We start from the raw sequence: 17,963 nt of genomic DNA on the forward strand, positions 1-17,963 counted from the left end.
GCACGCACGGAGCATGTGGGATCAATTCAGAAGAGTGACTCCGCGTCCGAACAGGGCCTCAGCGAGGCCTCGACTGTTGCCGCGGCCGAATTGAAACGGTCACCCTTGCTTTGCGAGAGCAGCGTTGACTGCTTCGAACCAGGCGTCGGCGTGGGGGCAGGCATTCCTGATGGCGTCGATGCCGATCTCGGCGATGACAAGTGGGCCGTCGGATGTCTTGCGGTAGCGCGGGTAGAGGCGCAGGAGCCGTTTGGACGGGGCGGTGGCGGCTCCGTCGTTGACGAGTTCGGCACCCTGGGCGTCGGCCACGATCGCCTTTGCGGCGTGGGCCAAGGCGGCATCGCCGGTGAGTTCGCCGAGAGCCTCATGGCCGAGAAGCACCCATGCTTCGATCTCGTGGAGGACCAGGTGGGGCACGAAACGGTGGTCACCGACGGCTTCGGTCATGGCACGCTCGACGTAGGCCACCCGGTCATATGGCGAACCGGGCGGACGTGTGGCCATCCCGGGAACGTCCGCACGGAGCCCGTAGTAGTCCAGCAGGGTCGTCAGCACGGTGATGGAGGAGTCCCGCAGGAGTAGACGGATCTCCGCTTCGAGCTTGCCCCATGTGGACAATCCTCCCTTGCGGGAAGCGCCGCCTGCGGGGCGTTTGGTGGTGAAGATGGATCGCGTGACGTAGACGTCGGTGCTCTGCAGGTAAGGCTCGATGATCTCGCGGGTGACGGTCTCTTCGGTTTGGCCCTCGCACAGGATGTGCAGCCGGCGCATCACGCTCACCGGGACTCGGCCTGTGGCCTGCCGCCGAGCAGGTTCTTCTCCCACAGCTCGCCCAGGGAGTAGTCGGTCAGCCAGTCGCGTAGTCGCTCCGGATCAGGGCGGTCGAATGCCGAGGCCCCGCCGGAGCGTTCGACGACGATCAGGTCGTCGAGTTCGAACTGGTTCATCAGCGTCACGGACTGGGTGGCGATGAGCACCTGGCTGGCATGGCTCGCGGCGCGCAGCATGTCGGCGAGCTGCACGATGGCGTACGGATGCAGGCCGAGCTCGGGCTCATCCAGAACGACGAGGTTGGGCAGATCGGGCAGGCTCAGCAGGGTGGTCAGGCAGATGAACCGCAGAGTTCCATCCGACAGCGCGTCGGCGGGGAAGACGACGTCGGAGCCTTCCTGCTGCCAGCGCAGCCGCAACCGGCCGTTCTCCTCGATGAGCACGAAGTCCCGGAAGAAGGGGGCGACCTGCCGGATGGTACGCACGATCCGCCGATAGCAGGCGGTGTCGGCCTGCCGCAGGCGGAGCAGGACGGCGGCCAGGTTCCCCGCATCGGGATGGAGCGCGATGTTGTCGGCGGCGTACCCGGTCTGCTTGACAGGAGCGTTCGTGCTCGTGTCGTGGAAATGGAAGACGCGGCAACCGCGCAGCATGTCGACCACGTGCCCGGCGACGGAGTTCCATCCGCGCTGGCCGATCTCGTCCAGCAGGCGGGTCTCCCGGTGTCCTCGTCCCAGGGATGCGTCGAACGGCGTGGCGTGGCCTTCACCGTGGAACCAGATGCGTTCTTCTCCGAAGATCAGCTCATCACGAGCGGCGGGGATTAATGTCGCCTCGTACCCGTTGGGGGCGAAGTCCAGTCGCAACGCGATGCGCGCGTCACCTTTGGGGCCGCCGTGGAGCAGGGCGGAGGCGCCGCCGGCCTGGCCGACGAAGAGGTTGAGCTCTCCGTCGACGATGCGGCCCATCAGAGCGAGCGCGGAGATGAAGTTGCTCTTGCCTGCGCCGTTGGCACCGACCAGGACGTTGAGATCACGCAGCTCGACCTGGGCCGAGCGGATCGAGGTGTATCCCTCGACCGTGATCGACTGCAGTCTGCGCGCCATGAAGCCAGCTTAGATTGGTCCGGACCAACCGATCACCGGAACGGTGGTGATGCTGCTGCGGGACGCTGGGCTTGGGCGGGTTTGTCGGTCTCCTCCCTCGTCCTGTGCCTGGGCCTGCCCGGCGACGACCTCCACCGCGCGTGTCCTGAAGGCCGCCACCTCCGCCATCACCCTGCGTCAACTGCGCCGCCACGAGACGCCGATCGCCGTCGGCCTGGTCAGGATCTGCGAGAACCCCGTCGTGATCGCCACCGCGGCCGACGACCTCGGCCCCGCCTGCCCGCCGCTGATCTGCGTCGGCGGCCGGCCCTCGGCAGCGGCCTGGCAGCTACTGGACCTCCTCGCCGCCGGGGGAGCGAGGTTCGCCTACCATGGCGACTTCGACTGGGGCGGCATCGCCATCGCCGCCGCCATCCACGACCGCCACGGCTTCCAACCCTGGCGCTTCGACACCTAAGCCTACGCAGCCACCCCCTCCACCACCCCCCTCACCGGCCGCCCCCACCCCACCCCCTGGGACCCACCCCTGGCCAAAGCGATGCAACGACGCGCCGTACGAGTAGAAGAGGAACTCGCCCTCTCCACCCTCCTCACCGACCTGGCCACGAACGCGTAACGCGTCAAGGGCTGCTGCCCCTGCGCTCGACGAAGGCGCCTGCTCAGGACAGCACGGCAGATCAGACACAACGCCTGCGCGGGCCTACTCCTGGGCTATGGTGGGCAGGTAGATCGTGGTGCCCGATGCGCGTGCGGCCAGCGCGGCCGGAACGCGGGCTGCGACCGTGGAGGAGAGCCGGGCCGCTGCTTCTACGGGGGCGACGAAGGCGTAGTCGTCGAGTTCGTCGTGTTGCAGCGCGAGGTGCAGGGTGTGCGGGGTGCCGCCGTCGAACAGGAAGTAGATGATGGGGCGGCTGCGCGAGCCGTAGGCCGGTGCCCAGTCCACGACCAGGAGCCGGCCGATCTGGAGGTCGAGGCCGAGTTCTTCCTTCAGTTCCCGGGCGCAGGCGACGTCGGGGCGTTCCCCGTCATCGACCATCCCGCCGGGCACGAGCCAGTGCGGCCGGTAGTTTGGCTTGACGATGAGGACACGACCTGCCGGGTCGGTGATGAGCGCACCCGTGGCCGCATGCACGGTGGCGAGCCGGGAGTAGTAGATCTCCGGCTCGACGAACGTGGTACGGCGACTGGCCTCAGGTTGATCCGTCATCAACTCGTCAGTAGAAGGTGTGCCTCCTCAGTGTAGTCGCGGACACATGGCGCGTCCCGGTGCGCTTGCAGGCGGCGGCTGAAGTCACGCAGCCGTGCGCGCAGCCGCGCTGATGTCAGCGACGGGTAGACGGCAAGAGCCTGCTGAGCAGTGGCACAGGCCGCGTCGACATCTCCGAGGCCGACGTGGATGGTGGCCAGCAGGGTCTGGTGGAGTGCGCGAGCGCGGATGTTGGAGGCCGGCAGGTCCAGAGCCTGGGCAGCGTGCCGGGCCGCCTCCTGGTAGAGGCCGAGGTCGCGTAGCCCGTGCATGACGGATCCGGCGTGGTGCGCTGGAGTGAAAGTGGTCAGCCAACTCGGATCGGCGCCGGGGTCGGATCGGCTCATCGCCCGGCCCGACCAGCGGATGGCTGCGCGGGCTTCGCGGTGGTCGCCGACCAGCGCCCAGCCGCGTGCCTCAACCGCCGCCAGGCGCGCCAGAAGGGTCTGGGTGGCGGCTCGTCCGGCTCCGGAGCGGGCCGCGCGTGCCAGCCGGGCCGCCTCCGCGCCATGGTTGAGGAATAGAGCCTGGGTGGCCAGGTTCGACAGGATGTGAGCAGCGTACGCGCGGTCACCCGAGTGCCTTGCGAGGCTCAGGGCCTGGATGAAGAACCGTTGAGCGGTGCCCTGCCCGTGGGTCTCGTGCTGGTCGAACGCCATCCAACCGGCCAGTTCCATCAACGACGCGACGCCGGAGAACAGCTCTCTGCCGACGGCCGCGGTGTACCGGCCGGCCAGCAGAGGGGTGACCACCCGGTCCAGGTGGTCGACCAGCCAGGGGAAGGCGTACCCGCCGCCGTTGGCCCGGTCGAGGGCGATGAACTCCAGGCGGGCTCTGTGTAGCCGCTCCACGTCGGCCATGCCGACGGTCCGATCACCATCGTGGCGGGGCACGGTGGTCGCGGCGGGGGTGAAGTGCCAGTCGAACCCGGCACCGACCGTGGCGGTGAGCACGTACGTCGAGCCGAGAAAGCCCCTGCGCTGGAGAACGTCTCTCCACAAGCGCGACGCGGTCGCGGCGGCCTGCTCGGCGGTGGTCGCCACCGTCAGTCCCAGCTGGTCGCCACGATCGGTGAACCCGAGCTCGGCGACCTCGACCCTGCGGCCGAGCCAGTCCTGTAGGACACCGGCCAGCAACTCCGGGACGGGAGCGTCGGGTACCCGGCCGCGAAGCCACCAGTACACGCTCGCCTGGTCGTACCGTAGGTCCAAGCCGTGCCGGTCGGCGGCGAGGGTGTTCACTTTCCGCGCGAGAGCGCCATGGGAGCGGCCGGTGGCCGTGATGAGGGACCGCAGCTCGTGGTTGGTGACCGGCCGTCCTTGCATTACACCCACGCTCCCGACGAACGGCGCCTGGCCCCAGGCTCTTGCACTCACCGTAGAGCCGCGTACGCAGGCTGTGTTCCTGAACCGGCGTCACGCAACCCCGCACAACCCTCTCAAGGATGAGCCCCGGTGGCGCATGGGCGCGCATCTGGATGGCGCGCCTGGTGCCGGTGTGTGCTGGCGACGGCACGAAAGACGAGCAAGGAGATCCATCGAACATGTGTCACCAGCACCCGTCATCGCGCCTACAACAGCGCCGCCCCTGCTCGATGCGCGTGAGGAGCCCACTGTGACGACGACTACTCCGGATCGGCCGGTGGCTGTTTCCGTGCTCGGACCACCCGCGAGCGGTAAGTCCACCCTGACCGCGGCCCTCGCATCTCGGCACCCGAGCTCGACTTTTCGCCTACGCGAGTACGCCCGCCACCGCGCGGCGCAGGATGCGGCGCTCGCCGATGCCGTGCGCGCGAGCAAGGACCCGCTGGGGTGGCTGTCCGACTCGGTGGCCGGCAACCTCGTCAACGACGCAGTGCGCGGCCCTTTCCGCCCGGCGCCCGGCGTCCTGCTCCTGCTGGAGGGGTATCCCGGGAACCCGGTTCAGGCCGCCCACCTGGCCGATCTGGCAGCGAGCGTCGGGGCGGCGTTGCTCGTCCTGGACCTGCAGGTCGACCAGGAGACCGCCTGGCAGCGCGCACGAACCCGGCGGGTCTGCCCGGTATGCGGGCCGGGCTCGGGCGCCGAACCCCACCGGCCCGCCGAGGTCGGGCCGGACGGGGAGTGCGCCCGCTGCGGAGGCCGACTGCAGCAACGCCGCGATGACACCGCCGGCTCGCTGGCCGCCCGTACCGGCCGATTCCACCATCACTACCCGCGCATCCGTAGCCGGCTCCAGGAACGTGGTGTGCCCTGGCACACGATCGACACCCGGTGCCCGCCTGCGGCCGTCGTGGCGGCGGCCGACGCCGTCCTCGGCAACCATCCGTACCTGTCCTTCGACCCGGGAGCGCTTATCCCATGACCACCGTCGACCTGCCCATGCCCTCCCGGGACCGCTTGGACGCCTACGGGCACGCCCGTATGCCGGCCTCCGGCGACGCCGCCAACGCCCGGCACATCGACAGGATTCCCTACGGCCGGTTCCGCAACGTGTACCTGTACATCACCGAGGCATGCCAGCTGCGCTGTGGCTCCTGCTACATGGGCGCCCGGCTGGAACGGGCGTTGAAGATGCCGTTCGAGCAGATCCGCGCGAACCTGGTGGCGTGGCGGCAGATGGGCGGGTCGAAACTCACGATCCTGGGTGGGGAGCCCACCCTGCACCCCCGGTACGAGGACACCATTCGCCTGGCCGGGCAGCTCGGCTATGAGCACGTCATCACCACCAGCAATGGGCTGCGGCCCGCGCGCCGCAAGTTCGCTCGCCTGCAGCCGACCGACTTCGCCTACGTGCAGATCAGCCTGGACGGCGGTTCGCCGGCCACACACGACGTCGTCCGCGGCCATGGCACCTTCGCCGAGACACTGGAGACGGCGGGCGAGCTGGCTCAGCGCGGGTTCGACACGAGGATCATCTGCACCGTCAACAAGGCCAACCAGGGTGACTGCCTGAACCTCCTCGACATCGCCGACGACCTCGGCGTGTCACTGGTCAAGTACCACGTCTTCTCCGTCATCGGCCGCGGACACGGCAACGAAAACTGGGGGATGCGGCCCCGCGAGTGGCTGGACTTCTGCGACCGGCTTCCCGCCGCCGCAGCCGGCCACCGGACCCGCGTCTGGTACCAGCCGACCTTCGCCCGGCGGGAGGAGATGCCCCGCTATGAGGCAGAGGGATACCGCGGCTGTATCGGCCGAACCCTGGACCGCATCTCGATCTTCCCGGACGGTCGCGCCTACGTCTGCTCCTTCCTGTTCGACACCGACCTGCACTTCGCCACCATCACCCCGGACGGGCGGATCGAGCTGAACAAGGGCCCCAACGAGTTCGACCTGTTCACCGGCGCCCTCGCCCAGCACGGCTGCGGGGGCTGCAAGGCCCCCGGCTCCTGCATGGGCGGCTGCCCCGCCGAGCAGATCGTCGACGGCGCGGCGTCGTGCGCCGAGGACAAGGACGTCGTCCCGGTCTGCCGGCTGTGGAAGTCGATCCCTGCCAACTGACTGCCACCGTTTCCTCGATCCCACCGCAGCGCGTGCCGTACCACGCCATGCTGCCGACCTGCGGCTACCAGCCGTACCAGCGAGAAGACAAGGAGTGAACATGCCCAAGGAGCGCTACAAGACGTGTGTCGACGTCCACCTCATCCTCCGCCGTAAGGGTGAGATCCTGCTCGGCCGACGGCAGAACACCGGGTGGCGTGACGGCGACTGGCACCTGCCGTCCGGTCACCTGGACCCGGGCGAGTCCGCCGGCGCAGCGCTGATCCGCGAGACGGCCGAGGAGATCGGCGTGACCGTCGAACCGGCCGACGTCCGCTTCGTCCACCTGATGCACCACTACACCGACGACGCCCGCACCGCCCTGTTCTTCGAGGTCACCCGGTGGACCGGCGAGGTGGTCAACCGAGAGCCCGACAAGTGCTCCGGCTGGTCCTGGTTCCCGCTCGACGCGCTGCCCGAGCAGATGATCCCCTACGCGGTCGACGCCCTCGCCCACTACGCCAAGGGCGACGTGTACTCCGAACGCGGCTGGGCCTGACATGGACGGCGCTGTGGACCTCGCCTGCTTCAGCTACCTCGCCGGAGCCCGCCTGCTGGCTGTGGATCGGTACCCTGCCGCCGACACCGGCACCGAGGTCCACAGCGTCACCCACTCGCTGGCCGGAGACGGCCCGATCACCGCGATGACCGGCCGGGCGCTCGGGCTGCGCACGGCGCTGGTGGCCAACCACGTCGGCGCCGACGTCACCGGAAAGGCCGTACTCTCCCGCCTGGACGCGGCCGGCGTCCAGCACCAGCTGTCCCTGCGGGCCGCCAGCATCACCGCCGAGCTCACCGTCGTCACCGACCGAGTCGGGACCCGCACCTGGTTCGCTCACCTCGCTCCCGCCTATGCGGGCCTGGCTGGCGCGGACCTGGCCGCTCTGACCACCACCCGGCTCGCCTACATCGACTGCTACCAAGTGATCACCATGGCTGCGGCCCAGGCCATCGCCGCGACCGTCGGTGCCGGCGTCCCGCTGATGCTCAATCTCGGCGGCGACCCGCTGCACCCCGACATCGAGCACGCCGCAGTCGGGCAAGTCGCCATCGTGCAGACCAGCCTGCCCGAGCACCAGGCGCACCGCGCCGACGACCTGGCCGACGAACTCGCCGGCCGCCTCGACGCCGAGATGGTACTGGTCACCCTCGGCAGTCTCGGCGCGATCGCCCACCGGGGCGGCGCGCGGCACCGCGCCCTGGCCGGTCGCGGCCCGATCGCCCATACCCACGGCGCTGGTGCCGCGTTCTCCGCCGGGTTCGCCGCCGCCTACCTCGCCGGCCACGACATCTCCATATCCCTGCGTCGGGCCTGCGTCATCGGCACGGCGCACTGCGCCCCACCGAGTGGTCATCCCGGCCGCCTCGGCCACACACCGTCACCTACAGGAGTAGCGGTATGTCCATGATCGACGCCTACCTGCCCGCGCTGCGCACCATCAACTGGGAGAACACCACCCAGGTCCAGCTCGCCACCGCCGGGCTGCTGGCGGAACTCGCCGCTGACCGTGCCGCGCTGCGCGCCGCCGTCGAGGCGATCAGCGGCGATCCTCACCTGGAGGGGTTGTGCGAACACTATGACATCCTCGACAAGCTGGTCCTGCACGACGACCCGGAATCCGGCTTCCGGATCCGGCTGCATCTGTTCGGCCCGGACCATTACGACCGGCCGCACAACCACCGGTGGACCTACTCCGCCCGGCTCCTCACGGGCAGCTACACCCACACCCTCTACGGCACCGAGGAAGGGTTCGACGAGTCGACCGGCGTTGCCAAGCTGCACGCCAAGATGGTGCGCGTCGAGCAGGCCGGCGACAGCTACACCCTGCACCACACGATGGTCCACGCTGCGGTCGCCGAACCCGACACGGTTTCCCTCATCGTCCGCGGCCCCGCCGTCAAGGACCGGTTCCTGGTCACCGACCGGGCCACTGGCCGCGTGTGGTGGCAGTACGGCGCAGCCCAGGAAGCCCCCGAAGATGCAGCGGCGAAGCGCATGACCCCAGCCCGGCTCAACGACTGCCTGCACACGCTCGACAAGCTGCACCTCATCTGACTGCTGGCACCCTAACCGCGCGCTTCTCGCTCAGCCTTGCCCCGCGTGCTCTGACATGGACGGCTCCGACCAGGCCCTCCGGCGACTGGTCAGCGGCCCTGTTCCGCGCACATCTCGCAATGGCCCCCAGGCCGCCCGGTCAGGGGTGGGCGCCGCGGAAGCCGAGGGTGCCGCCGCAGGTGCGGGTGGGATCCGTGACCGTGTACGTAAGCGTGAAGCCGGTCACCCGACCGCCGGTGACGGTCGTGGCCCGCAGGGTCCAGGTGCGGTGCCCTACCGAACCGCGGAAGTTCCGCTCCGGACGCGGGGGAGGGGACAGAAGGTCTGTCCGCGAAGCCGATCAGGCGCAGCCAGCAGTCCGGCCCGGTGCACGCCCGATTGCGATGGCGGGGAGCCGATCCTTCGCGGGACCGTACGATTACGCGGCGAGTTTGTGGTCGTACAGTTCGGCGAACTCCGAGGAGGCTCCGGCCGCGTCGCGGAGCGGAGCCAGCTCCTCCAGCGTCCTGCGCGAGCCGCTCACCCTCGCCAGCAGGTCCATTCCCTCCGCCAGGGCATCGGCGGTCTCTCCCGAGGCAAGCAGCGCGTTCGCCAGGCATGACCGGTAGTAGAGACGGTTTCGTTCCCCGAGCTCCGGATCGGCGAGCAAACGTTGGAAGCGGTCGACGGCGACCAGCGGTCTGCTGAGGACCATCGTGGTCAACCCCTCGAAGTAGGTGAGCACGTTGGGCGTCAGGAACCCGGTCCATTCCGGGTCGTCGTCGTGGCCGCCGCGTTCGATCTCCCGCCAGGCCGTCGCGATCGCCCGGCGGCATGGCAGCTGCTCACCCAGCGCCGCCTGGGCGGTGGCCTCCCGTATCGCCAACAGCGCGTACACCCGAGGCGTCGCCCAGCCGCGCGCCGCGTCCCTTCCCACCGCGACCATCCGCAACGCCTCGCGCGCCCGGCCGGGATTACGCCGCGCGTCCCGCACGGCCTGCATGGCCAGATAGGACGCGACGTTCACCCGAAGCTGCTCATCACCGGCCTGGCCCGAATACAGGTAAGCCTCGCCGTACAACTGCCGGGCAGCGTCCCGATGTCCGGAGTCGTAGGCGAGCCATCCTGCGCAGAGACACAGCTCCCCGGCCATGGACAACAGCCGGTGCCCGACCGCCTCGGTGCAGTCGGCTTCGTCGAGCATGCGCCGTACGCCCGCGAGCCGGCGGAGCGCGGGACCGAGCAGAACGCCACCGCCGATCTGCTGGTCCTGGACCCAGAGACGCCGAAGCGTCGCCTCCAGGAATCTGAGATGCGCCACGTCGACCCTGGCTGGAATCTCTGCCGAGCCCCAGCCCATCCCTACAACGAGACCACCGGCCAATACGCCGGCGAAATGCCGCCGATCCATCTCCATATCAGGATTGGTGCCCGCGAAGTCATCGATCGCCACCGGCTTGCCCATGATCAACGGCAGCAGGGCATGGCGGGGCATGTCGATGGCATCGGCGAACCGCACCAGTTCCCGGACGTCGTACAGCGTGCCGCGCTCGCCGCGTTCGATGCGGTTGACGGTGCTCTGCGACCAGCCGACCAGGCTCGCCAGCTCCAGCTGGCTCAGCCCCATGGTCGCGCGGACCAGCGCGACGAACGCCGGCAGGTCGCCGCGGGCCAGCACCTCGCGCATCGGCGCCGAGTCCCACAGCCACGCCGGGTTGGCCGGACGAGTACCCCGGCTCGCCCGCAGGCACGGCGCGCACACCGGGTCACGGCTCAACCTGGTCCCCCGGCACCCCGGACACAGCCGTACACTCATCGGCCACCTCTCCGCCGTCGTCCCAGGCAGGTCACCGTACGGCGCACCCGCCACCTCCGCCATGCCAACCTGGCATAACCAATCGTGATGCGTAGGTGACTCTCCGGGATTCGGCTATTTCTTCCGGCCCCCTGACCAAGCAGCGGACGGCCCGGGCGCCGATCACATGCTCGGGGCGAACCTTCGGCGGCCTGGACGTGAGGCAGCCCGACGCTGCTGTCGCGCATGGCCGCCTCGACCGAGGCCGTGGATGCGCTGGCCGGAAACATCGGCTACTACATGTTGATCATCTCGGCCGTGGCCAGGCCGTCGCCGAACCACTCTCGCGTAGCACTGGTCTCTGCGAGGACGAAGATCATTGCGTATATATCCCGTAGCGGACCTTGCGCGTACTCTTCTAATTTGTGATCAAACGATCCCGAGATCGGGCAAAGCGGCGCCTTGCGGGTAAGACTGGTGGGAGCTGCCTGTGACGCCGGAAGACGCCCTGCTTCGTCCTGCCCGGCTTTACAGTGCGGAGGAGATCCGGGCACGGGACTGCCCCATGCCGACGGCGGCCGGTGTCTATGCCTGGTATTTCACGTCGCCGCCGCCCGGGGTTCCGCTCGACGGCTGTCACGAGCGACACGGTGCCGTGCTCCTCTACGTCGGCATTTCGCCGAAGGCGCCGCCAACGAACGGACGTGCTCCGAGCCGGCAGACCATCCGCAGCCGGGTTCGTTATCACTACCGCGGCAACGCGGAGGGTTCCACCCTGCGCCTTACCCTCGGCTGTCTCCTCGCGGACGAGCTGGGGATCGGCTTGTGTCGGGTGGGCAACGGCAAGCGCATGACCTTCGGCCATGAGGGGGAGGCCCGGCTTACCGATTGGATGGCTCGGCACGCCCATGTCGTCTGGGCCGCCGTGGAGAGCCCCTGGAAGCTTGAGGGCGAGCTCATCAGGTCATTAGTGCTGCCGCTCAATCTCGACCAGAACCGCCACAGTCCCTTCCATCAGCGGCTCTCCGCGAGACGCACCGGACAACGGACCCTCGCCCGCTCGCTGCCGGTAGAGGGAGACTGAGTAAAGCGCCTTGGCTTCGTCGTACGTGGATCACACTCCCGGAGATCGGCAGGGATCACCCGGCTGATGTCACCTTGTCGAGCCACAGCCGCCGACTGAAGCCGCCGCGTTCGGCTCGCTTGTGACTTGCCGCCTCCTGGATCTGCCTCTCGGAGAATCCCAGTGTTTCGGCGAGGGCAGCCATCACTTCGTAGATGTCGGCGAGTTCCCCCAGGCGATCAGCGGGCTCGGCTTGGCGCAGTTCTTCGGCCTCTTCGGCGAGCTTGGCTGTCAGAGCGGGGACCAGCTCCGACTCGTCAAGGACGCGCACCTCGGCCGTGCACCCCTCTGCCTCGATGATGTCCGGGATGCGATCACGGACCAGCTTGCCGTACATGATCGTCTGCTGCTGGCTCAAATGTCCCACTTTTCCCATAATGCTCATGTGGATTACCGACGCGGTGTGGTCACCGGTGAGAGCGTATGGCGTGCCATCGTGTTGTACGGCGCCAACTCGGCCACCTACAAGTTCGCCTTCGGAGCGACGCTTCTGGACGTCGCCGCCACCGGCCGCAATCGCGTCACGCTGGAGGAACTAGCGCCGCGGTACGCGGAGCTACTCTGCCAGGCACTTCACCGACAACCCCGGCAGGGTACCGCGGCCAGCAGCAAGTTTCTGGACGCCTGCCGCGTGTTCAACGCAGGCGAACTCGACCGTGACGAACTGCACCGGCGAACCGTCCAACTCGGCTTCAACAACGTCATCGACGCGTTCCCCCAGATTGGTGGCGGCCAGGCACCGGTGTGCTTCTATGAAGACCAGCGCAGGAACTCCGCCGCCCCAGGGCTCGTGCTCCGTGATGCACTCCTGGAACTCGCCCGATCAGTACACGCTCGGGACCTCGACGCCGAAACCGCTGCCCGTTGGCGGCTGGTGGAGACGGCGTGGGCGACCGGCATATCCGAAGCTGTACTGGTCCCCCCGCTGCTCTACGACCCTGACACCCAGCACCTGGTGCTCCAGACCAGGCAACGCCGCAAGAGCGTCACCGGAGTGGCCGCCGCCCTCAACGGATATCAAGACGGCCGCTGCGCCTACTGCAACCAGGTCATGGCGCAGGACGCCACCACCGGGTCCGTCGTCGAGCACGTCCTGCCGTGGAAGCTGAAGACCCGTCCTTGGAGCGGCCCCGACGTCGACGCCATCTGGAACCTGGTCCTGTCATGTAAGCCCTGCAATCAGGCGAAGCAAGACCGAGCACCACACGAAACCTGGATGCCGTGGCTCGAACAACGCAACAACGACCTCATCGAATCCCGTCATCCGTTACGTGAAGCACTCATGGCCCAGACCGGCGAAACCGCGGCCATCCGACACCACACCCTCAAGCGCGCCTACCAATGGGCGACAGAACTACTGCCGATTGTTTGGACACCACCCGCAGGTGCCCATATCTCATGAAGCCGCCGCCTGTGCCTCGAGGCCGGAAATCCACCCGTGGCGATCTGGGGGATCGCGACGCCCGATCGCGATGACGGGGAGCCGACCCTCCGTGTGGGCCGTACGGTTACGCGGCGAGCTTGTGGTCGTACAGTTCGGCGAACTCCGAGGAGTCTCCGGCCACGTCGCGGAGTGGAGCCAGTTCCTCCAGCGTCCTGCGTGAGCCGCTCACGTTTGTCAGCAAGTTCAGTCCTTCAGCAAGGGCCTCGGACCTCTGTCCGGACGCCAGTAGGGCACCGGCCAGGCAGGCGCGGCCATACGTCCGGTTCCGGTCGCTGGTCCACGCCGCGACCGAGCGCCCGTAGCAGTCCACCGCAGCGGCAGGCCGGCCGAGCATCATGGCCGCCTGACCCTCGAAGCTCAGCAGCTCGGCCTCGCTCACGAACCCGATCCATGTCGGGTCGTCCTCTCGTGGGCCTCGGTCGAACTCCCGCCACGCGGTGGCCATCGCCTTCCGGCAGCTCATGGCGTCACCGAGAACGGCATGCGCGGAAGCCTCCCGAAGGGCCAGCAAGGCGTACATGCGTGGGGTGGCCCAGTGCCGGGCCGCATCCTCCGCCGTGGCCACGAAGCGCAGCGCCTCCCGCGCCCGGCCCGGATTCTTCCGGCCGAACCGCACCGACTGCATCGCGAGCAGCGAGCAAACCTCTACGTGAAGCTCCTGGTCGCCCGCGTGGTCGGCGAAAATGCGAGCCTCTCCGTATAGATGCCGCGCCAGTTCCTGGTTTCCCGAGTCGTACGCGAACCACCCGGAATTTACGCTCAGCCTGCCGGTGACCGATAGCAGCCGGCGGCCGATCGCCTCGCTGTAGACGGCCTCGTCCAGCATGCGGCGCACTCGGCCGAGCAGGTGCATCGCGGGGGAGACCAGCAACGCGCCGCCGCTTCGCTGGTCTTCGTCGGACAGACGCTCGACCGTGGCGTTGAGGTGCTTGATGTGCGCGGTACCGACCTTTCGAGGAACGGTCTCCGAGCCCCACCCCATACCCGCGACGAAACCCCCAGCCAGCACTGCGGTGAAACGCCGCCGATCCAGATCCATGTCGTTATTTGTTCCCGCAAAGTCATCGATCGCCACGGGCTTGCCCATGATCAACGGCAGCAGGGCATGGCGGGGCATGTCGATGGCATCGGCGAACCGCACCAGTTCCCGGACGTCGTACAGCGTGCCGCGCTCGCCGTGTTCGATGCGGTTGACGGTGCTCTGCGACCAGCCGACCAGGCTCGCCAGCTCCAGCTGGCTCAGCCCCATGGCCGCGCGGATCAGCGCGACGAACGCCGGCAGGTCGCCGCGGGCCAGTACCTCGCGCATCGGGGCCGAGTCCCACAGCCACGCCGGGTTGGCTGGACGGGTACCCCGGCTCGCCCGTAGGCACGGCGCGCACACCGGGTCACGGCTGTACCGGCTCAACCTGGTCCCTCGGCACCCCGGACACAGCCCCACGCTCATCGGCCACCCCTCCACCGCCGTCCCAGGCAGGTCACCGTACGGCGGACCCGCCACCATTACCATGCCAACCTGGCATAACCCTATGTGATGTGTCGATGACTTTCCGATGTTGGACTTCGACTCCTGCTCCCCGACGCTGGCAGCCGCCCGCGACAGCGGCTCCACAGACCGGCAGAGGGGATCCAGATGCAGCACCGCGTCAGCCACGTCTTCACCGTGATCTCGAGAGCGGATCAGGTACCGGTGGCCAGGCATGAGACGGTCAAGATGCTCGCCGCCTGGGGGATCGACGAGGAGAATGCGTACACCGCGAGCCAGATCGTCACCGAACTGGTGGCCAACGTCGCCGAGCACGCCGCCGCGCACTCGCCCACCGCGACCGTGCTGCTCGCCGCCGACGCGCACTGGCTCACCATCGCCGTGCACGACACCCACCCGCGGCTGCCCCGCATACCAGCGGCCCCGAACGACGACGGCGGCCGCGGGCTGCTCATGGTCATGCTGCTGACTGAGGAGGCCGGCGGCCGACACACCATCGAACCGACACCCGAGGGCGGCAAACACGTCGTTGTCCACCTACCGCGCCCTATCGTTCGAGCAGACCCGCGTGAACCTGGTGGCGTGGCGGCAGATGGGCGGATCAAAACTCACGATGCTGGGCGATGAGCCGGCCCTGCACCCCCGGTACGAGAACACCAACTGCCTGGCCGAGGCGATGGCATGGCGTGCCGTAAGAGTAGAGGAGGAGCTCGTCCTCTCCACCCTCCTCGCCGACTTGGCCACGAACACGTAGCGCGTCAAAGGCTGCTACCGCTGCGCTCGACGAGAGGGCGCGGCTCAGGGCGGCACGGAAGATCAGGTGGTGTCGCCTCAGAAGGCGAGTTCGCTGTTAAAGTAGGCGCGGAACTCCTTCACCTGGATGGTCGTGCCATAGGGCTCAAGCCGGTCGGAGAACCTGCGGACTCCGCTTCACCGGCGATCAAGATCACACCTTCACCGTCCCCATTCCGAAACCCGCCTGGGCACAACGTCAGACCGACCAGCAGATCGTCACGGCGATCGACGAGTTGCTCGACCACCACACCCACGCTGAGATCGCTGACATCCTCAACGCTCGCGGGCTGACCAGCGGCGAAGGCTGGCCCTTCCGCCGCGTCATGGTCATGCGCATCCACGATAACTACGGGCTCCGCAGCCGCGAGCAGTGCAGCCGCGCAGTCAGGGTGAGGTCGAAGGGACAGGGGCGGGGACGGGTTCACCTCCTTCAGGTTCTCGCGGGCGGGCAGGTCAGCGGCGGCTTTTGGAGTGCTCCCGGTAGCGGGCCAGCGCTCGCTCGATGGAGCGGGGGTGCACGCGTACGCCGAAGTTCTCCTCGATCGGACCGAAATACGTAGAGAAGAACTAGTCTAGCTCCGTCTGTAACCGCGTGATGATGCTTAGTCCAGAGTTCTGAGGGGTGAGCGGTGAGGAGATCAGTGTCTGCGGCAGAACTACTACTTCCTGCTGGACGGCCAGCTGCGGAAATTCGTCCGGATGCAGCTCGCGTCGCCGTTCTGGGAGCACACCAGCAATGACACGAGTGCCGGCGGTGAGACGTCAGCCGGTAGGGTAAGCCGCTAGCACTGGCGAGGTTCACACCTGCGCCCACACCATAAAACTGCCCCTCGCCGTCTTCCTCCTGTATGAGAAACGACGTCCGTTCCCTATGATCGGCAGCTTCGCATCGAGGATGACGGTGCGTAAACAACGCGCTCATTTCAGCATGCGGGCGAAGGCATCTGGGGTCACAATGGGAATGCCGTAGCTCCGGGCCTTTCGGGCTTTGCCGGACAGCGTATCGGGGTCGGCTGCGACTAGGAGACGGACCTTCTTAGTGACGTTGGGATGGGGGATGTATGACGCCTCACGGGCGCGCTGTTCCCAACTCTCTCGTCCGCCGTCCATCTCCCCTGTGAAGACGACGAGATCACCCGGCTCCAGCTGGAAACGAGACAGCTGGATGGACGGGTGCGCGGCTGCGGCGGTAAGGGCGTCGTCGACCGCTGCGGGCGGCAGATCGAGGAGGTCTGCGACGAGTTCGACCTCGCGGCGTTCGGTAGCAGTGACAACGCCATCGGCGAGGGCCGCACTTGCGATGGCAGCTAGGTACCCCTGGTGCAGCTCGTCCAGGTCTGCTCGGCTCAATTCAAGTTGCGCGGCGAGATCCACCAGGGCGTCCGCCTCGCTGGCAGCGATGTGACGGTCCAGGAGCGCCTGGTCAAGCAGGGCAAGGTATTCGTCCGCGTGGACGGGTTGCGGCGCGCGGGGGAGACGGTCGAGGATTCGAGCGAGGAAGTGGCTGTCACGGCTCGCGGAGACGCCGCGGCCTACCCACGCAGTTCCAGTGTCATGGAGTGTCGGCCACGAAGTCTGAGCAGCAGCATGGAGTAAGGCATCCCAGGGACCGACTGGATGACTCAGGTCGAGGTAGTGGCGCAGGAGTGCTGCGGCGGCACGAGCGTCGATGAGCGCGTCATGGTGTCCGTCCAGGGGAATGTCGGCCACAGCGCAGCAGCCTGCGAGGTTCCGCGGAGCATGCGCGAGGAACCGCGCTGCCTCCGCCATCGTGCATACACCCAGGTGGGCGTGCAGGGGGGGCTGAGCTTCCAGGCGGCCGAATTCGTAGGAAAGGAAGTTTAAGTCGAACGACAGGTTGTGAGCCACGGGAACGCGGCCCCGTAATAAGTTGGACAAGGTCCCGGCGATGTCTTTGAACGTTGGAGCGTGGCGGATATCGGCAGCGCCGATGCCGTGGATGCGTTGTGGCCCAAGGTCACGTTCTGGGTTGACCAAAGTGCTCCACTCACCGGAGACTCGCCCGGTGGCGTCAAGGTGGACTATGGCGATTTCGATTACTCGGTCATGCCACGAGGGTCGAAGGCCCGTAGTCTCCAGGTCGATGACCGCGTAGCCAATCGGGCCGTTAACCATCGAATCCCCTTTCCGTTATGTCATTAAGCTGAAGATCTGACTTCATGCCCAAGTATATGACATAAACAACCGAAATGTGATTGGCCTGTAACGAGGTGGTAGCGCCATGGCGTTGCTCATTTATGTCGCTCACCGGGTCCACAGATCCGGTGAGCGACTGAGGTGAATCATGGGGCCTGGGCACCATATGCTAAAGCTACTTAGCAGCCTGGAGGACCGCCGACCGTGGTCTACTGCTCTACCTGCCGGGAGACGGCCGACCATGACATCAACTCCGCTAGCCTTGGTTAGTTTGGAGGAGTCCCGGGATATCCCCATTGATGGAGCTCGCAAGCTTTATATTTGTGGCCGGATCCGCATGGACAACGATCATTCCGTTTTGGCTCTGACCGACGTCCGATGTGGCCATCTATTAACACGAAATGATTGATCTGGACGATCTATTGAGTTATGTAGGCGAGGTTCGGCTTCCGGAAGAAGGCACGGACAATTTCGGGGAACTGTC

The 17,963-nt window shown here is 67.4% G+C and carries 19 protein-coding genes and 1 pseudogene; 10 read left to right on the forward strand and 10 right to left on the reverse strand.

Annotated features, from left to right (window positions below):
• Positions 1-99: 99 nt before the first annotated feature.
• Both AB0M95_RS30610 and AB0M95_RS30615 read right to left on the reverse strand, forming a co-directional pair.
• A complete protein-coding gene (locus AB0M95_RS30610; RefSeq protein ID WP_363771942.1) occupies positions 100-771 on the reverse strand; it encodes a DUF4276 family protein in 672 nt (223 codons plus the stop codon).
• A gap of 5 nt (positions 772-776) precedes the next feature.
• Positions 777-1,877, reverse strand: a complete 1,101-nt coding sequence (locus tag AB0M95_RS30615; RefSeq protein WP_363771945.1) for an AAA family ATPase — start codon at positions 1,875-1,877, stop codon at positions 777-779.
• Between the two features lie 49 nt (positions 1,878-1,926).
• Between AB0M95_RS30615 and AB0M95_RS30620 the strand changes: the two are divergent.
• Positions 1,927-2,493: pseudogene (locus tag AB0M95_RS30620) on the forward strand (DUF2399 domain-containing protein).
• Positions 2,494-2,577: 84 nt separating this feature from the next.
• On the opposite strand, the gene AB0M95_RS30625 reads toward AB0M95_RS30620, so the two are convergent.
• Both AB0M95_RS30625 and AB0M95_RS30630 read right to left on the reverse strand, forming a co-directional pair.
• A complete protein-coding gene (locus AB0M95_RS30625) occupies positions 2,578-3,084 on the reverse strand; it encodes an NUDIX hydrolase (protein WP_363771948.1) in 507 nt (168 codons plus the stop codon).
• The gene (locus tag AB0M95_RS30630; RefSeq protein WP_363771951.1) at positions 3,084-4,448 is read right to left on the reverse strand and encodes a hypothetical protein; all 1,365 of its coding nucleotides are present in this window, start codon (positions 4,446-4,448) and stop codon (positions 3,084-3,086) included. The genes AB0M95_RS30625 and AB0M95_RS30630 overlap by 1 nt, the downstream gene beginning before the upstream one ends.
• A 289-nt stretch (positions 4,449-4,737) precedes the next feature.
• Between AB0M95_RS30630 and AB0M95_RS30635 the strand changes: the two genes are divergently transcribed.
• The 5 genes from AB0M95_RS30635 to AB0M95_RS30655 all read left to right on the forward strand — a co-directional run bounded on the left by AB0M95_RS30635 (position 4,738) and on the right by AB0M95_RS30655 (position 8,700).
• The gene (locus AB0M95_RS30635) at positions 4,738-5,466 is read left to right on the forward strand and encodes a nucleoside monophosphate kinase (RefSeq protein ID WP_363771954.1); all 729 of its coding nucleotides are present in this window, start codon (positions 4,738-4,740) and stop codon (positions 5,464-5,466) included.
• Positions 5,463-6,605 (forward strand): radical SAM protein, encoded by a 1,143-nt coding sequence (locus tag AB0M95_RS30640; protein WP_363771957.1) that lies wholly within the window; start codon positions 5,463-5,465, stop codon positions 6,603-6,605. Before AB0M95_RS30635 ends, AB0M95_RS30640 begins: the two co-directional genes overlap by 4 nt.
• 100 nt (positions 6,606-6,705) lie before the next feature.
• Positions 6,706-7,143, forward strand: a complete 438-nt coding sequence (locus tag AB0M95_RS30645) for an NUDIX domain-containing protein (protein WP_363771960.1) — start codon at positions 6,706-6,708, stop codon at positions 7,141-7,143.
• Between the two features lies 1 nt (position 7,144).
• Positions 7,145-8,053: a PfkB family carbohydrate kinase gene (locus AB0M95_RS30650; RefSeq protein ID WP_363771963.1), complete on the forward strand. Its 909-nt coding sequence runs from the start codon at positions 7,145-7,147 to the stop codon at positions 8,051-8,053.
• Positions 8,044-8,700 carry a hypothetical protein gene (locus AB0M95_RS30655; protein WP_363771966.1) on the forward strand — a complete coding sequence of 219 codons (657 nt, stop codon included), beginning with the start codon at positions 8,044-8,046 and terminating at the stop codon, positions 8,698-8,700. Before AB0M95_RS30650 ends, AB0M95_RS30655 begins: the two co-directional genes overlap by 10 nt.
• 418 nt (positions 8,701-9,118) lie before the next feature.
• Here AB0M95_RS30655 and AB0M95_RS30660 read toward each other — a convergent pair whose 3' ends face one another.
• Complete coding sequence (locus tag AB0M95_RS30660) at positions 9,119-10,456, reverse strand: helix-turn-helix transcriptional regulator (RefSeq protein ID WP_363771969.1); 1,338 nt, start codon at positions 10,454-10,456, stop codon at positions 9,119-9,121.
• Positions 10,457-10,964: 508 nt separating this feature from the next.
• Here AB0M95_RS30660 and AB0M95_RS30665 point away from each other — a divergent pair.
• The gene (locus tag AB0M95_RS30665) at positions 10,965-11,558 is read left to right on the forward strand and encodes a GIY-YIG nuclease family protein (protein WP_363771972.1); all 594 of its coding nucleotides are present in this window, start codon (positions 10,965-10,967) and stop codon (positions 11,556-11,558) included.
• 55 nt (positions 11,559-11,613) lie between these two features.
• On the opposite strand, the gene AB0M95_RS30670 is transcribed toward AB0M95_RS30665, so the two are convergent.
• A complete protein-coding gene (locus AB0M95_RS30670) occupies positions 11,614-11,955 on the reverse strand; it encodes a nucleoside triphosphate pyrophosphohydrolase (protein ID WP_363771975.1) in 342 nt (113 codons plus the stop codon).
• Positions 11,956-11,982: 27 nt separating this feature from the next.
• Between AB0M95_RS30670 and AB0M95_RS30675 the strand changes: the two genes are divergently transcribed.
• Positions 11,983-12,999, forward strand: coding sequence for an HNH endonuclease signature motif containing protein (locus tag AB0M95_RS30675; protein ID WP_363771978.1), 1,017 nt, complete (start codon positions 11,983-11,985; stop codon positions 12,997-12,999).
• A gap of 106 nt (positions 13,000-13,105) precedes the next feature.
• Here AB0M95_RS30675 and AB0M95_RS30680 read toward each other — a convergent pair whose 3' ends face one another.
• Complete coding sequence (locus tag AB0M95_RS30680) at positions 13,106-14,350, reverse strand: helix-turn-helix transcriptional regulator (RefSeq protein WP_363771981.1); 1,245 nt, start codon at positions 14,348-14,350, stop codon at positions 13,106-13,108.
• 324 nt (positions 14,351-14,674) lie between these two features.
• On the opposite strand from AB0M95_RS30680, the gene AB0M95_RS30685 reads away from it, so the two are divergent.
• Both AB0M95_RS30685 and AB0M95_RS30690 read left to right on the forward strand, forming a co-directional pair.
• Entirely contained in the window at positions 14,675-15,154 is a 480-nt protein-coding gene (locus AB0M95_RS30685) for an ATP-binding protein (protein ID WP_363771984.1), read from the forward strand.
• On the forward strand, positions 15,141-15,281 hold the full coding sequence (locus AB0M95_RS30690) for a hypothetical protein (protein WP_363771987.1): 141 nt from the start codon (positions 15,141-15,143) through the stop codon (positions 15,279-15,281). Before AB0M95_RS30685 ends, AB0M95_RS30690 begins: the two co-directional genes overlap by 14 nt.
• A gap of 118 nt (positions 15,282-15,399) precedes the next feature.
• Here the strand turns inward: AB0M95_RS30690 and AB0M95_RS30695 are convergent, their stop codons facing one another.
• The 3 genes from AB0M95_RS30695 to AB0M95_RS30705 form a co-directional block, all read right to left on the reverse strand.
• The gene (locus AB0M95_RS30695; RefSeq protein WP_363771990.1) at positions 15,400-15,663 is read right to left on the reverse strand and encodes a hypothetical protein; all 264 of its coding nucleotides are present in this window, start codon (positions 15,661-15,663) and stop codon (positions 15,400-15,402) included.
• 577 nt (positions 15,664-16,240) lie between these two features.
• The gene (locus tag AB0M95_RS30700; RefSeq protein ID WP_363771992.1) at positions 16,241-17,458 is read right to left on the reverse strand and encodes an exonuclease domain-containing protein; all 1,218 of its coding nucleotides are present in this window, start codon (positions 17,456-17,458) and stop codon (positions 16,241-16,243) included.
• 287 nt (positions 17,459-17,745) lie between these two features.
• Positions 17,746-17,877, reverse strand: coding sequence for an SEC-C metal-binding domain-containing protein (locus AB0M95_RS30705; RefSeq protein ID WP_363771995.1), 132 nt, complete (start codon positions 17,875-17,877; stop codon positions 17,746-17,748).
• Positions 17,878-17,963: the final 86 nt, after the last annotated feature.

This window comes from Sphaerisporangium sp. NPDC051017, from assembly GCF_040683095.1.
Taxonomy (GTDB): Bacteria; Actinomycetota; Actinomycetes; order Streptosporangiales; family Streptosporangiaceae; genus Sphaerisporangium.

Excerpts from the sequence above, each read along its gene's own strand:
- AB0M95_RS30640 (WP_363771957.1), top strand. The coding sequence starts at position 5,463 with ATGACCACCGTCGACCTGCCCATGCCCTCCCGGGACCGCTTGGACGCC.
- AB0M95_RS30630 (WP_363771951.1), bottom strand. The coding sequence starts at position 4,448 with ATGCAAGGACGGCCGGTCACCAACCACGAGCTGCGGTCCCTCATCACG.
- AB0M95_RS30645 (WP_363771960.1), top strand. The coding sequence starts at position 6,706 with ATGCCCAAGGAGCGCTACAAGACGTGTGTCGACGTCCACCTCATCCTC.
- AB0M95_RS30650 (WP_363771963.1), top strand. The coding sequence starts at position 7,145 with ATGGACGGCGCTGTGGACCTCGCCTGCTTCAGCTACCTCGCCGGAGCC.
- AB0M95_RS30610 (WP_363771942.1), bottom strand. The coding sequence starts at position 771 with ATGCGCCGGCTGCACATCCTGTGCGAGGGCCAAACCGAAGAGACCGTC.
- AB0M95_RS30700 (WP_363771992.1), bottom strand. The coding sequence starts at position 17,458 with ATGGTTAACGGCCCGATTGGCTACGCGGTCATCGACCTGGAGACTACG.
- AB0M95_RS30655 (WP_363771966.1), top strand. The coding sequence starts at position 8,044 with ATGTCCATGATCGACGCCTACCTGCCCGCGCTGCGCACCATCAACTGG.
- AB0M95_RS30615 (WP_363771945.1), bottom strand. The coding sequence starts at position 1,877 with ATGGCGCGCAGACTGCAGTCGATCACGGTCGAGGGATACACCTCGATC.
- AB0M95_RS30680 (WP_363771981.1), bottom strand. The coding sequence starts at position 14,350 with ATGCGCGAGGTACTGGCCCGCGGCGACCTGCCGGCGTTCGTCGCGCTG.
- AB0M95_RS30625 (WP_363771948.1), bottom strand. The coding sequence starts at position 3,084 with ATGACGGATCAACCTGAGGCCAGTCGCCGTACCACGTTCGTCGAGCCG.
- AB0M95_RS30685 (WP_363771984.1), top strand. The coding sequence starts at position 14,675 with ATGCAGCACCGCGTCAGCCACGTCTTCACCGTGATCTCGAGAGCGGAT.
- AB0M95_RS30690 (WP_363771987.1), top strand. The coding sequence starts at position 15,141 with ATGCTGGGCGATGAGCCGGCCCTGCACCCCCGGTACGAGAACACCAAC.